11 protein-coding genes are annotated in these 13645 nt (G+C 57.0%); 9 read left to right on the top strand and 2 right to left on the bottom strand.

Annotated elements, in window-relative coordinates; translation table 11 throughout:
• Positions 1–222: 222 nt before the first annotated feature.
• Positions 223–3051 carry an XrtA/PEP-CTERM system TPR-repeat protein PrsT gene (gene prsT / locus ACP4CD_RS09345; RefSeq protein WP_426994350.1) on the bottom strand — a complete coding sequence of 943 codons (2829 nt, stop codon included), beginning with the start codon at positions 3049–3051 and terminating at the stop codon, positions 223–225.
• Between the two features lie 226 nt (positions 3052–3277).
• Here prsT and ACP4CD_RS09340 point away from each other — a divergent pair, with 226 nt between their 5' ends.
• From ACP4CD_RS09340 to ACP4CD_RS09300, 9 genes are read left to right on the top strand one after another with little or no spacing between them, the layout of a single operon-like run.
• Positions 3278–4480, top strand: coding sequence for a sensor histidine kinase (locus tag ACP4CD_RS09340; RefSeq protein WP_426994349.1), 1203 nt, complete (start codon positions 3278–3280; stop codon positions 4478–4480).
• Positions 4467–5849 carry a sigma-54-dependent transcriptional regulator gene (locus ACP4CD_RS09335; protein ID WP_426994348.1) on the top strand — a complete coding sequence of 461 codons (1383 nt, stop codon included), beginning with the start codon at positions 4467–4469 and terminating at the stop codon, positions 5847–5849. The genes ACP4CD_RS09340 and ACP4CD_RS09335 overlap by 14 nt, the downstream gene beginning before the upstream one ends.
• A 53-nt stretch (positions 5850–5902) precedes the next feature.
• Positions 5903–6214, top strand: a complete 312-nt coding sequence (gene fliE / locus ACP4CD_RS09330; RefSeq protein WP_064030358.1) for a flagellar hook-basal body complex protein FliE — start codon at positions 5903–5905, stop codon at positions 6212–6214.
• An 18-nt stretch (positions 6215–6232) separates the two neighbouring features.
• Positions 6233–7981: a flagellar basal-body MS-ring/collar protein FliF gene (gene fliF, locus ACP4CD_RS09325; RefSeq protein WP_426994347.1), complete on the top strand. Its 1749-nt coding sequence runs from the start codon at positions 6233–6235 to the stop codon at positions 7979–7981.
• A complete protein-coding gene (gene fliG, locus ACP4CD_RS09320; protein WP_064030356.1) occupies positions 7974–8984 on the top strand; it encodes a flagellar motor switch protein FliG in 1011 nt (336 codons plus the stop codon). Before fliF ends, fliG begins: the two co-directional genes overlap by 8 nt.
• Positions 8971–9675, top strand: a complete 705-nt coding sequence (locus ACP4CD_RS09315) for a flagellar assembly protein FliH (protein WP_168032993.1) — start codon at positions 8971–8973, stop codon at positions 9673–9675. Before fliG ends, ACP4CD_RS09315 begins: the two co-directional genes overlap by 14 nt.
• A complete protein-coding gene (fliI, locus tag ACP4CD_RS09310) occupies positions 9672–11021 on the top strand; it encodes a flagellar protein export ATPase FliI (RefSeq protein WP_426994346.1) in 1350 nt (449 codons plus the stop codon). Before ACP4CD_RS09315 ends, fliI begins: the two co-directional genes overlap by 4 nt.
• Positions 11018–11470: a flagellar export protein FliJ gene (gene fliJ, locus ACP4CD_RS09305; RefSeq protein ID WP_064030350.1), complete on the top strand. Its 453-nt coding sequence runs from the start codon at positions 11018–11020 to the stop codon at positions 11468–11470. Before fliI ends, fliJ begins: the two co-directional genes overlap by 4 nt.
• 29 nt (positions 11471–11499) lie before the next feature.
• Positions 11500–12963, top strand: a complete 1464-nt coding sequence (locus ACP4CD_RS09300) for a flagellar hook-length control protein FliK (RefSeq protein WP_426994345.1) — start codon at positions 11500–11502, stop codon at positions 12961–12963.
• 138 nt (positions 12964–13101) lie between these two features.
• On the opposite strand, the gene ACP4CD_RS09295 is transcribed toward ACP4CD_RS09300, so the two are convergent.
• Positions 13102–13635: a DUF2380 domain-containing protein gene (locus ACP4CD_RS09295; RefSeq protein WP_426994344.1), complete on the bottom strand. Its 534-nt coding sequence runs from the start codon at positions 13633–13635 to the stop codon at positions 13102–13104.
• Positions 13636–13645: the final 10 nt, after the last annotated feature.

The raw sequence follows: 13645 nt of genomic DNA, 5'->3' as shown, positions 1-13645 counted from the left end.
ATGTTCTAGTCATTTGGGGATCTCCGTATTTAGCAGGTGTGCTCGCCCGGTATTCTCTATAATTTCCGATATAGAAACACTGTACTGAAGGATTAAAGCGGGAAGCGTCAATATTTTTACAGCAAGAAATGTGCGTATATTTGATTTATATGCAATTTCAATTGCTTGGTGTTGCTTGTGAGGGGCGGGGGACTGCGCGTGTAAAATAAGCCGACATGAGAGTTAGCGGTTGAGTTTTTCCAATAAAATCTTTGCTTTGTCGATCCCGTTAAATGATTGGCCACTATTCAAGGCTTCTTGCAACTCGGCCTTGGCTTCGTCATTCCGCTGCAGCATTTCTAACGCCGCGGCAATATGGTAGCGAATTTCCGGGTCGCCGGATAAGCGAGAGTGTGCGTCGCGTAGGTAGCGAAGGCCTTTTTCCGGGTTCCCGGTATTGGCCAGAATCCATCCTAATGTGTCGTTTGCCGAAGGATGCTCGGGCGCCAATTTGACGGCGTTTTCCGCTAAAACCAGAGCTTTGGGATTGCCCAGATTGAAGTATACGTATGCGAGATTGTTTAAAAACTGTGGTTCGTCCGGGAATTTTTTCAAGAGCTTATCGTACTGTTTTTCGGCGGCGGCAAATCTGCCGGCACGCATGTTTTCTTCAGCCAACGCAGCCAGCGGTACGCTATCTTCGGGGTGTTTTTCGATCCAGTTGCTCAGCAGACCGTAAGCTTCCGGGTTCCGGTCGGCTTGCTTCAACGCATCGAACAACTTCATCAATACTTGCGAGTTAGGCTCCAGATTGAAGCCTTCTTGAAAGTGGTTTACGGCTAATGCGTAATTTTTGTCATGCATCGCGATATCGCCCAACAAGGTGCGGGCGAAACTTCGGTTTGGGTACTGCTGACGTAAATTTTCGGCGCGGCTAAGCGCAAAAACCGGCTTGCCGTAGTTCAGCTCGGTTTCCACCAGCGCGATCTGCGATGGCAGATGTTTAGGGTCGGCCAGGACCGCTTTCTTTAACGTTTTGATGGCTTCATATTGGTCTTCGGCGTCCAATTGACGACGGGCGACTTTGTAGAGCAGTTTCGCGCTCAGTCTGGCTTGATCCGCCATGCGGATGTAAATTGCCAGCGCTCGATCTCGGCTATTGTTCGCCAAGTAGCAGCGCGCAAGCGCGTCCAGCACTTTATGGTCGTTTTTATCGATGAGTTCGGCGGCTTCGGCGATACTGACGGCTTCCGTGGTTTTGCCAGTGTGTAATTTGACTTCGATCAGCGCCAGTAGAACCGGTATGGACTTTTGATCGACTTTGCGGGCCTTGGCCAGCCAGGACTCCGCGCGTTCGTGATTCCCGGCGGCCAGTTCGATCAGCGCCAACTCCGTCATCAGCGTCACATTATCGGTTTGTTTATTTAGCAGGTTTTCCAGTCTGGATTTTGCAGCATCGAGTTTATTCTCGGCTGCATCCAATCGGCCCAAATTCACATAAGCGGCTACAAAATTAGGTTCCAGTTCGATCGCGCGTTCAAAACTTTGTCTGGCCTGTTTGTATTGTTTCGCGCTGACTTGGGCGGTGCCCATTAAGTTGATCAGTGTAATATTTTTCGGCGCTTGTTCAACCATGGCCTTTGCAACGCGTAGCGCGTTTGCGGATTCGCCCCGGCTGATGTAAATCGACACTAAATGGGTTCCGGCCTGAGTATTGCTGGGGTTGTTTTTGAATGACGCTTCCAACTCTTCGGCGGCCATCTGCTCTTGCCCCATCGACAGCAGGTTTAAGCCGATTTCGGTGTGGATTTGCTCACCATCCGCGCTTAAAGCCGAAGCCTTCTCCAACATAGTGCTGGCCAAATCGTGTCTGCCGGTGCGCATATAGGCGCTTCCCAGTAAAAACATCAGGCGATAGTCCCGAGGATTTCGGACTAATACCGGTTTGAGTAGGGTAATCACTTGTTCCGGTTCGTTTTTCGCAAGCAGTGCCGATGCCAGCAATTTATAGCCACCGATTTGTTCCGGAAATTGGCGGACGTACAGCTGCAAATGGTTTATCGCGATATCGTAGCGCTGCAGGCCGAAGTTTACCAAGCCTGACAACATCAAGGTCTGCGCGTGGGCGGTTACTAGTTCCGGCTTTAGATTGACTAACGTATCCGCCGCGGTATTGAGTTCCTTGACCGACTCGTCGATTCGATTGTTGCGCGCCAGAATGACCGATCTTAGATAGTTGCCTCTTGGGTCGAACGAATAATGTTCCTTGACGTAGTCCAAATCTTGCAGGGCCTGATCGTCACGATGCTGATCCATCAGTATCCCTATGCGGGCCAGGCGGGCGTCAAGATGTTCCGGTTGGGCCGCCAAGGTGGCGTCGTATTCCGTCAACGCCCCATTTAGGTCTCCTTGAGAATGCTTGATCGAGCCTATAACGAAGCGTACGCCGGGATCGTCGGGCTTCATCTGCAGTGCCTTGTCCGTGGCGGTCCGCGCGCCGTCGATATCGCCGCGACGTAATAAGGTATTGGCGCGCCCAATCAGCGAGTCGATTTGTCCCGGATTGATTTGGCTGGCCATATCGTATTCGTTAAGGGCGGCGCTGAGTTCTCCCAATTGCACATAAGCGTGGCCTCGAAACAAGTGAAGGGTGGGTTGCAGATCCCGGCTGAATCGGCTGGGATCGATTTCCTTAATCAATTGATCGTATTTGAGCTGATACAAGTACAACTGCGCCAGTGGCTTAATGAGCAGGGCTTGATCGGCGCCCAATTGCTTGGCCTGAGTCAGTTGCACCTCGGCTTCCGACAGCGACTGTTGTTTGAGGTAGATTTCGCCCAATAAAATATGCGCGGCGACATAGTTGGGGTTTTCTTGCAGCGCATTTTTTAGATCAATGATCGCTTCCGGTAAATTTTGATTCTGCTGTGCCTGAATCGCTTGCTCGTAAAATTGACCGGCTCGAATTTCGTCGGAAATAGCGGCTTGAAACGGCGACAAGGTCGAAGCAAGCAACAACGCGGCGGGAATCCGGCGTAACGGTGGGCGAATTTCGGGCGGATGCTTGTGCATGGCGTTATGACGGTGATTGGTTAGCTCCGATAGCATAGCCTGAAAGAGGTCCCGCCACCAGCCGTATCGCGCGATTGAATCGATACCCGTTCTGTCCAGCTTGCTAGACTGCGGAAGATCGGCGCCAAAATCTTGGCGTTATGATCTAAATATTTGAAAATATAATGAAATTATTCATGGTCCGGTTTTTGCTGATTGCCTGGCGTAACCACTAGGCGTCAAGATTATGGAGACTTTCAGCTATCACCAACAACGGCAAGCCGAACGTTTGACCGATGCGTTTCGGGCCTTCAATGCCTTGTCCGAAAATCTAGCCCAGTCCTATCACGGGTTGGAAGAGCAAGTGACCGCTCTGAATCGCGAACTGGCGGCGGCGCGCGACGAACGCGTGAACACCTTGATCGAAAAGGAAAGACTGGCCAGCCGTTTGCAACAAATTCTGGCGGCGCTGCCTGCCGCGGTGATCGTGCTGAACCGAGAAGGGGTGGTGATCGATTGCAACGGCTACGCAGTCGATTTCCTCGGCGAGCCCTTATTGGGCGAGAGTTGGTGGCAAGTCGTTGGTCGCAGTCTGCAGCCGGTGTTCGATTCCCCGCACGAGAGGCAACTGCGTGACGGCCGTACCGTCAACATCACCTACAGCGCCTTGGGTAACGGCGCGGAGCAGCTGATTTTATTGTCCGACGTTACCGAATTGCGTTCCCTGCAGAATTTATTGGCCCGTCAAAAGCAATTGAGCGCGATGGGTGAGATGGTGGCCGGATTGGCCCATCAGGTGCGCACGCCACTGTCGACCGCCATTCTTTACGCCTCGCAAATCAATACGCCGGGCTTGAGTGGCGAAAAGCGCCTGCAATTCTCCGCCAAGATACTCGAACGTCTGCATTACCTGGAACGGCAGGTTAACGATATGCTGATTTTCGCCAAGCAAGGCCGCATGGCCATGCAGGACTTCGAGTTGCAAACCTTGTGGCTATTGTTGGCGGATAGTGCCGATGCGCTGACTTGCGATTTTACGCTCGACGACCGATCCGGTATCGCACGTTTGACCGGGAACCAGGATGCATTGCTCGGCGCGTTGCTGAATTTGCTGACCAACGCCGTAGAGGCCGGAGCCCGGCGTGTCATTTTGACCGCGACGGCCGGCGAGGTGGGCGATTTGTTCATCGAAGTGGTCGACGATGGGCCGGGCGTGCCCGAACCGCGACGGGAGCGCTTGTTCGAACCGTTTTTCACAACTAAGGCTAACGGTACCGGTCTCGGACTGGCGGTTGTCGATAGCGTGGCCAAGGCGCATGGCGGCCGGGCGACTTATCGGCCCTTGCCCGAACGCGGCAGCCGTTTTACGTTAATTTTGCCATCAACCCGTTACGAACCCAGTTTATCGGCCGGTGTCGCCGGCCGCGGAGAATGCTATGAAACCGTGTGACGTATTGATCGTCGAAGACGACCCGGCTTTGGCCGAAGCCTTGTGCGACACGTTGGAACTGGCCGGCTATCAGGTCAAGTCAGCGAAAAACGGCGCCGACGCGTTGGGCTTGTTGTCCCGGCAAACGGCGCGGCTAATCGTCAGCGACGTGCAGATGCCGGTAATGGACGGCTATCAATTATTGCAAAACCTCCAGCAAAAGCCCGAGGCGCCGCCGGTATTGCTGATGACGGCTTACGGCACGATTCCGAAAGCGGTCGAAGCGATGCAGGCCGGCGCCGCCGATTATCTGATCAAACCCTTCGAAGCCGGGGTTCTGCTCGACAAGGTGGCGGGATTTATTCAAGGTCCGCAACCCCAGCAATGCGAAAGAGTCGTCGCCGACGCATCGATGAAAAAGCTGTACGCGTTAGCGGCCAAGGTCGCGAAGACCGATGTGACCATGTTGCTGGAAGGCGAGAGCGGCACCGGCAAGGAAGTGTTGGCGCGGTACATACACCGAAACTCTCATTTTCATCAAGGTCCGTTCGAAGCGATCAACTGCGCGGCAATCCCTGAAAACATGCTGGAGGCGATGTTGTTCGGATACGAAAAAGGCGCGTTTACCGGCGCGGTGCAGTCGATGCCCGGCAAATTCGAGCTCGCTCACGGCGGCACGTTATTGCTCGATGAAATTTCCGAGATGGATTTGGCCTTGCAGGCTAAATTGCTCAGAGTCTTACAGGAAAAAGAAGTTGAACGGCTGGGCAGTCACCGCAAGATTGCATTGAACGTCAGAATTTTGGCGACTACCAACCGGAAATTGAAGTCCTATGTTAACGAAGGCCGGTTTCGCGAGGATCTGTATTTCCGATTGAGCGTGTTTCCGTTACGCATTCCGCCCTTGCGCGAGCGGCCGGGTGACGTGCTGCCGCTGGCCTACGAATTGTTGGCGAAACACAGCCCGCATGGCCGGCCGGCCTGCACGATAGAGCCGGAAGCCGCCGTTCGCTTGCAACAATACCGCTGGCCGGGCAATGTGCGCGAACTGGAGAACGTGATACAGCGTGCGCTGATTCTGCAAAACAACGGTCGAATCGGTTGCGGCGAGTTGATATTCGAAGAGGGCTGCGAAATCTTGCCGGAATTGCCGGCCGAACTGCAAAGCCTTGCCTCGCCGAGCGATGGGGCTGCCGAGGTGGCGGGGGCTCTTTGCAGTGCCAGTCTCGATGAAGGCGTGCGTTCGGCCGAGGAAAAGATCATCCTGCAGATGCTGCATGAGGCCAGCGGCAGCCGCAAGGCTACGGCCGAGCGGTTGGGAATCAGCCCGCGCACCTTGCGTTATAAAATTGCCCGGATGAAGGAGGCCGGGGTGTTGGTTCCTTGTTAAAAATTGGCTTGAAATCTGCTTGTCCGATATAAAATCACCAGCGAGTCATTTTTATGTCAGATATGAATATCAACCAAGTCCTGGCTCAAATGCGGACCATGTCCATCGAAGCCGGCGGCAAACCGCCGGTTGGCGACAATTCCGGCGATTTCGCCGCGATGTTGAAGCAATCGATCGACTCGGTGAACCGCACTCAGCAAACCGCCAACGACATGGCGCAATCCTTCGAAATGGGCAAGCCGGACGTTAGTCTGGCCGAGGTGATGATCGCCTCGCAAAAAGCCAGCGTATCGTTCCAGGCCATGCTGCAAGTCCGCAACAAACTGGTCGATGCCTACAAGGACGTTATGGGCATGTCCATGTAAGCTGCTATGCTGTGAGCCATGAGCGAAATAGACCGAAACCTACCGATGGAAAGCGCGTTGCCGATGGTGACGACGGACAAGGGCAGAATGCAGACGGCGTTGAGAAGCCTGAGCAAACTGCCGCTGTCCAACCAATTGGGCTTGATGTTGGGCCTGGCCTTAAGCGTCGCTATTGGGGTTGCCGTCGTGCTCTGGTCGCAGGAGCAACATTACGACTTATTGTTTCCGGCAGTCGCCGAAAAAGATGCCACCGAAATCCTCGATGCGTTGACCAAGCTAGGCGTCGAGTATAAGGTCGAGACCGGTACCGGAACGATCATGGTGCCGGCCGAAAAAGTCCGCGAAGTCAAGCTCAAGCTGGCCGCGCAAGGTCTGCCGCGCAGCACCAGCCTCGGTTACGAGTTGCTCGACAAGGACAACGGTTTCGGCGCCAGCAAAAACGTCGAACAGATGCGCTTTCAGCGGGCCTTGGAAGGCGAGATTGCGTTGACCGTGCAAACCATCCAAAACGTCAAATCCGCCAAAGTGTTGTTGGCGATTCCGGTACAGTCGGTCTTCGTCCGCGAACGTAAAAAACCCAGCGCTTCGGTCGTGGTCGAGCTGTATCAGGGCCGCAGCTTGGAAAAGGAACAAATCGAAGCCATCGTCCACTTGGTATCGTCCAGCGTGCCTTTGATGGAGCCGGGCCAAGTCACCGTCGTCGATCAAAAAGGCCGTTTGCTGAACAGCAAGGAAACCTCGGAGGACATGTCTCTGTCTAGTAAACAGTTCGATTACAAGCGCAATCTCGAGGAGCATCTGCGCGGGCGGATCGAGAATATTCTGACGCCGCTGGTTGGCGGCGACGGCATGCGGGCGCAGATTTCCGCCGACGTCGATTTTACGGTGACCGAAAAAACCCAGGAAATGTTCAACCCCGATTTGCCGGCGCTACGCAGCGAGCAAACCCAGGAAGACAAAAACTCGCAATCCAAGGTGCAAGGCGTTCCGGGCGCGTTATCCAACCAGCCGCCGCCGACAGGCGTGGCGCCGGAAGTCGCCAGCGGCCAGGAGAAAACCGAAACCAGCGGAGAAACCGGTTCCACCAGCAAAAGCGCGACCCGCAACTACGAACTCGATAAAACCATTACCCACACGCGGCTCGCGACCGGCGCGTTGCGGCGACTGTCGGTGGCGGTCGTCGTCGATAACAAAAAGATCGCTCAGGCGGACGGACAATTCGGCCAACTGCCGTATTCCCAGGAAGAACTCAACCAATTACGCGATTTGGTCAAGCAGGCGGTGGGCTTCGACAACAGTCGCGGCGATCAGGTCACTGTGACCAACGTGGCTTTCAAAATGCCGGAAGCGCTGGAAGAAGTGCCCAGCGAACCGTTCTGGCAACAAGCTTGGTTTGGCGGTAGCATGCGGCAATTGGCGGCCGTGCTGGTGGTGCTGATGTTGATTTTGGGTGTGCTGAGGCCGGCGGTGCGGACCTTGATCGCCAAGGAAGCGCAGATCGAAGCGTTGGAAGAGGCCAAGGCCATTGCCGAGGCGTCCGGGGGTATCGTGCGCTTCGACGAAGAAGGCCGGCCGGTGCCGGTCGCCGTCAAGGTCGATGAAGAAACCGGCGAGGTGCGGACGATCACGACCGGCGCCGAGGATTTGTTGCTGCTGGAAGCCCCGCAAAGCTACGAAAAAAGGCTGGAATACGTGCAAAAACTGATAGACGAAGATCCCAAACTGGTCGCCCAAGTCATCAAAACCTGGTTGAAGGACAATGGCTGAGGATCCCAATGACCTATCCCATGCCCAGCGCGCCTCGCTGCTGCTGCTGGCCGTCGGTCAGGACCGGGCGGCGACGGTACTGCGCCACATGGGACCCAAGGAAGTGCAATTGATCGGCTCGACGATGGCGCAACTGGGACCCATCAGCTCGGGGATGGTGGATCAGGTCTTGGAAGAGTTCATTATTCAGATCAAGAACGAAACCGGCCTGGGTTTGGATTCCGACGAATACATCCGGGCGATGCTGACCAACGCATTGGGTGCCGACAAGGCCGGCAGTATCATCGACCGGATTTTGTTGGGCGCCAACAGCAAGGGTATCGAGCAGCTCAAATGGATGGATACCCGCTCGATCGCCGACTTGATCCGTCTCGAACATCCGCAAATCATCTCGATCATTTTGTCCTTGTTGGACGCCGATCAGGCGGCCGATGTGCTGACGATGCTGCCGGAAAACATGCGTTCCGACATTCTGATGCGCATCGCCACGCTGGAAGGCGTGCAGCCTGCGGCATTGCGCGAGCTGGACGACATCATGGAAAAACAATTGACCGGCAGCGAAGGCGTCAAGTCGTCGCAAATCGGCGGTATCGACGCTGCCGCCAATATTCTCAACTTCATCGAAAGCACTGTCAGCGATCCGATGATGCAAGACATCAACGAAGCCAATTCCGATCTGGCTCAACGCATTCAGGACAAAATGTTCGTATTCGGCGATTTGGTCAACGTCGACGACCGCGGCATTCAAACCCTGCTACGCGAAGTTTCCACCGACCAATTGCTGTTGGCTTTGCGCGGCGTGGACGGCGCCTTACGCGACAAGATTTTCGCCAACATGTCCCGCCGCGCGGCGGAAATGCTGCGCGACGACCTCGAAGCCGCGCCGCCGGCTCGCCTCAGCGAAGTCGAAGCCGCGCAAAAAGACATCCTGGCGATCGCCAAACGCTTGTCCGACGCCGGGGAAATTTCGTTAGGCGGCGGCGGCGGCGATGAATTCGTCTAAGGGCAATAAATTCTCCGACGCCGAGCTGCAAGCGCTGAATCGCTGGACCGATTTGCAGGATTTCAGCGCGCCGCGCTCCGAACCCGTCGATGTCAAGGAAGCCACGGAAACCTTGACGGTCGATCAAATCGAAGCGATCCAAAAACAGGCTTACGCGGAAGCCTACGCGCAAGGTCGGCAACAGGGCATGGAAGAAGGGCGCGAGATTGGCTTGGAAGAGGGACGGCGGCAGGGTTACGAAGAAAGCCTGCACTTGCTGCAAAAGCAGGCCGCCGAACTGAATGTGCTGCTCGAAGCCTTGAGCGAGCCGTTTCGAACGCTCGACGCCGCCGTCGAAGAAGAATTGGTCAAACTGGCCTGCGCGATAGCCGGCCAATTAGTCCGCCGCGAACTGAAAACCGAACCCGGCGAAGTCGTCGCGGTGGTGCGCGAAGCCGTCAAGGCCTTACCGCTGGCCTCGCAAAAAATTACCGTCAATCTGCATCCCGAAGACGCGGCGTTGGTCAGAACCGCGCTGAGTCTGGACGAAAGCATGCCGCCTTGGTGTTTGCGGGAAGACCCCTTGCTTAGCCGCGGCGGTTGTACCGTCGAAACCGAAGTGTCCAGCGTCGATGCCAGCGTCGAAACCCGCTTGGCCGCCGTGATCGCCACGGTCTTGGGCGGCGAACGCCGCCAAGACACTCAGCGATGATTCCCACGCCGGACCGTGGACGGTTGTGGTTGGCACGTTTGCAACCATATCGGCAACGTTTGCTCGAGCCGCCGCCGTTAATCGTCGAAGGCCGCTTGACCCGAATGGTGGGGCTGACTTTGGAAGCCGAGGGTTGCCGAGCCTCGATCGGCTCGCTGTGCCGGGTCGTCACCAAGTCCGGCAAAGTCATTTCCGCCGAAGTCGTCGGCTTTTCCGGAGCCCGCTTGTTTTTGATGCCAACCGGCGATACCCATGGCCTGGAGCCGGGTTGCCGGGTGATTCCGCTCGGGCAGGACAGCCTGGTCGGCGTCGGTTTCGGCTTACTTGGCCGGGTGCTGGACGGCGCTGGTCAGGCGCTGGACAACAAGGGACCTTTGATCACCGATGCCAAGGCCTCGCTATCCGGCGTGCCGATCAATCCGCTGACCCGCAAACCGATCCGCGAAGCCTTGGATGTCGGCGTCAGAGCCATCAACTCAATTCTCAGCGTCGGCCGCGGTCAGCGGATGGGCTTGTTTGCCGGCACCGGTGTCGGTAAGAGCATCCTGCTGGGCATGATGACTAAATTCACCAATGCCGACATCGTCGTCGTTGGCCTGATCGGCGAGCGCGGCCGGGAGGTGAACGAATTTGTGTTGAAGATCCTGGGCGAGGAAGGCTTGAGCCGCGCGGTGGTGGTGGCGTCGCCGGCCGACGATTCGCCGCTGATGCGCGTGCACGGCGCGCTATTGGCGACGGCGATCGCCGAATATTTTCGCGACCAGGGCTTGAACGTGCTGCTGTTGATGGATTCCTTGACCCGCTATGCCCAGGCTTACCGCGAAATCGCGCTGGCCATCGACGAGCCGCCGGCCACCAAGGGTTATCCGCCGTCGGTATTTGCTAAATTACCGCAATTGGTGGAGCGGGCCGGCAACGGCGACGAAGGCGGCGGCTCGATCACCGCGTTTTATACCGTGCTGGCCGAGGGCGACGACACCAACGACCCGATCGCCGACGCGGCTCGCGGCGTGTTGGACGGGCATATCGTTTTGTCGCGGGCGCTGGCGGACTCGGGCCATTATCCCGCCATCGACGTCGAAGCGTCGGTTAGCCGGGTGATGCCGGATATTGTGGATAACGAGCACATGCGCATGGCTCGCGATTTGCGGCGTTTGTATTCCACTTACCAGCAAAACCGCGACTTGATCAGCGTCGGTGCTTACCGGCCCGGCGCCGATCCGCGCATCGATCAGGCGATCGAGCGAAATCCGGCCATCATGGCGTTTCTGCGGCAGGACATGGACGAATCGGTCGATTTGAGTCGTAGCATCGACGAGCTGGCGCAATTGCTGGGCGGCCGATGAAAAAATCTCAGCGCCTGAATGTCATAGTCGATTTATACGTTCGCCAGGAACGCGAAGCGTTGGAGGCGATGGGCACCAGCCAGCAACGGCTCGCCGATCAGCAAAATCAGCTCGATCAACTGGTTCAATATCGGTTGGAGTATTTGCAGCGTTTCGAGGCACGTCAGCGGGCCGGGATTAACGTTGGTCAGTTGCTGGAGTTTCGAGCGTTCGCCGACAAGCTGGACGGGGCGATCGAAGGTCAGCGCCGCCAGGTGCTGCAATGCGAAAGGGATTTGCAAAAAGCCCGTGGACTTTGGGAACAATGCCATCAGCGCACTAAAAGTTTGAAGCGCGTCAAGGAATTGGCGGCCGTCGACGAAGCGAAAACCGAACAAAAACGCGAGCAAGCCGAGCAAGACGACCGGGCAGCTCGCTCGCGCCGCGACGATGGCACGGGACGTGCTTAGATCGATGATATAGTCCGAGGAGTGGCGCCATGAATATTCAAGGTTTCAATTTGGTTTCGTTGTTGGCCGGCACCGAAAATGCCGCCGGTTTGAACGGTTTGAACGGTTTGAACGGTTTGAACGGTTTATTTTCCGGCGAAGGCGGTGCGGCCGGGTTTTCCGATACGCTGATGCGGCAGTTGACGGCCTTGCAGCAGGCCATGGCATCCGATGGCGCAAGCACCGCTGGCGATTTGTCGTTGCCGAGCCAAGTTTCGGGCAGCGAAGGCCAGGTGATCGACGGGCAAACCCTGCAAAACTTTGCCGCGTTATTCGGCAAACGCTTGCCGGCTACCACGGTCGGTCAAGCCGGCGGAGCGGATTCGGCCAAATCCGAAATCGATCTGGACGACACCTTGCAGGCTTTGGCCGAGGTGCTGCAATCGTTGCAAAGCCTTGAGGCCGCTGCGCCGGAAGGCGCTCAAGCAACGCCGGTCGCCGAGATCGACACGTCTACCGAGCAAAGCCACGATTTCGAGATCCGTAACTTGACCGAGCAGTTACAAGCCGCGCTGGACGCCGCTGGCCTTACCAAGGTGCCGGCGGCTAAGGTGGCGGAGCTTGGTTCTCAAACCTCGGCGGAGGTTTCTATCCAGACCGCCGCGACGGTTTCCGCCCAGTCTGATGAGCAAGTGGCCAGCGCCTTGCAAACCGCTTCGGCGATAGGTCAGGAACGCCAGCCCGCCAAATTGCAAACCGCGGCCGGCCGGGATGCGTTGCTGGCAAACTTGACCGGTGACGACGCCAAGAATTTGACGGCCTCGGCGGCGACCAGCATCGGTTCCAGCGCGGGCACTGAAACCGCGACCGGTAACGCCGGCGGGCAGACCGGCAACAACGAGCAAGCGCCCCAGCAACCGTCGTCGGACAGCGGTCTGTCCGCCGTTAAAGTGTCCGCCGAAAGTGGCGATAGCGCTGACAGTCGCTGGTCGCGGGTCGCGGCGGATGTGGGCCAATTGAATAGAGTCGCGGCCAATGCAGGCCCGCAGCCTGAAGCCGCTGTGATCGGACGGCCGGTCAACCACCCGGAATGGAATGCCGAGCTCGGTCAGAAATTGTTGTGGATGCACAATCAGGCGGTACCGTCGGCGGAAATTCGCTTGAATCCCGAATATTTAGGACCGATTTCGATCAAAATCGATGTCAATCAAGATCAGGCCAACGTCACGTTTACCACCCAGCACGCGGTGGTCAAGGAGGCGATCGAGGCGGCGATTCCCAAGCTCAGGGAGATGCTGGGCGGTCAAAACTTGAATCTGGCCGATGTCAACGTGTCGCAGCAACAGTCCGAGCAACGCTCGGGCCGCGAGGGTTTTCAAATGGCCGGCGACCAACAGCGCGGGCGGCAGGGTCAAGCTTCCGGGCAGGAGGTGTCGGTTGCCGACCCGGTCATCGACGAAATCGAGACCGGGCGAGCGATCGCCAGCAATGGCTTGCTGAGCTTGTTTGCCTAAGCCAATACGGTAAACCGCTGGCAGAGGATGCGCCAGCCGAGCCGCGAGCAGGGATACCCCTTTACTAATTAACCAACGCTGGACCGCGAACTGGTCGTTCCTCGCGGATCTATTCCGATCGCCGCGCCGCCTGATTGCCTATCGAGTGGCCGAGAAAGAAACCGGCGCGCTGCTGGGGCCGGCCAAGCTCTGCTTGATTTTGCGGGCCAGCGCGGCAATCGCGTGTTCGGTGACGCTGGAGTGGTTGCCTTTCAGTTCGATGTCGTAGCGGGCCAAAATTTGCCGGTTGCGAGTATCGACCAGATATGCCCAAAGATAGGACACCAAAAAGCTGGGTTTGCTGTGTTGGGCGACGACGATCCAGTCCGCGCCTTGGGCTTTGCCCAGATCGGCGGCCAGATCCGGATGGTGGAATAAATAGCCGAAGCCGGCGTTCGCCGAGGTCAAGGCCGCGTCCGCGACGCGCTCGCCGAGGTAGGCGCCGTCGTGGGACAGCGCGGCGATCAACAGCGGCGCCATCGACGCGGTACGCTGTTTTTCTTGCGGCGTATTCGGCAGCGACGTAATGTCGTTTAGCTCGAAAGCGGGGATCGCGATGCGCGGCGCGGCTGGGGCTGGGCCGGCGATCAACCCGACTAGAACCAATACTGGTTTCAGCAATGTTTTAGTCATGATTATCTCC

Origin of the sequence: Methylomonas stagni, assembly GCF_050154735.1 — a bacterium.
Taxonomy (GTDB): Bacteria; Pseudomonadota; Gammaproteobacteria; order Methylococcales; family Methylomonadaceae; genus Methylomonas; species Methylomonas koyamae_A.
Note: the sequence above shows the minus strand (reverse complement) of the source record. Positions and strands in the feature narration are given on the sequence as shown.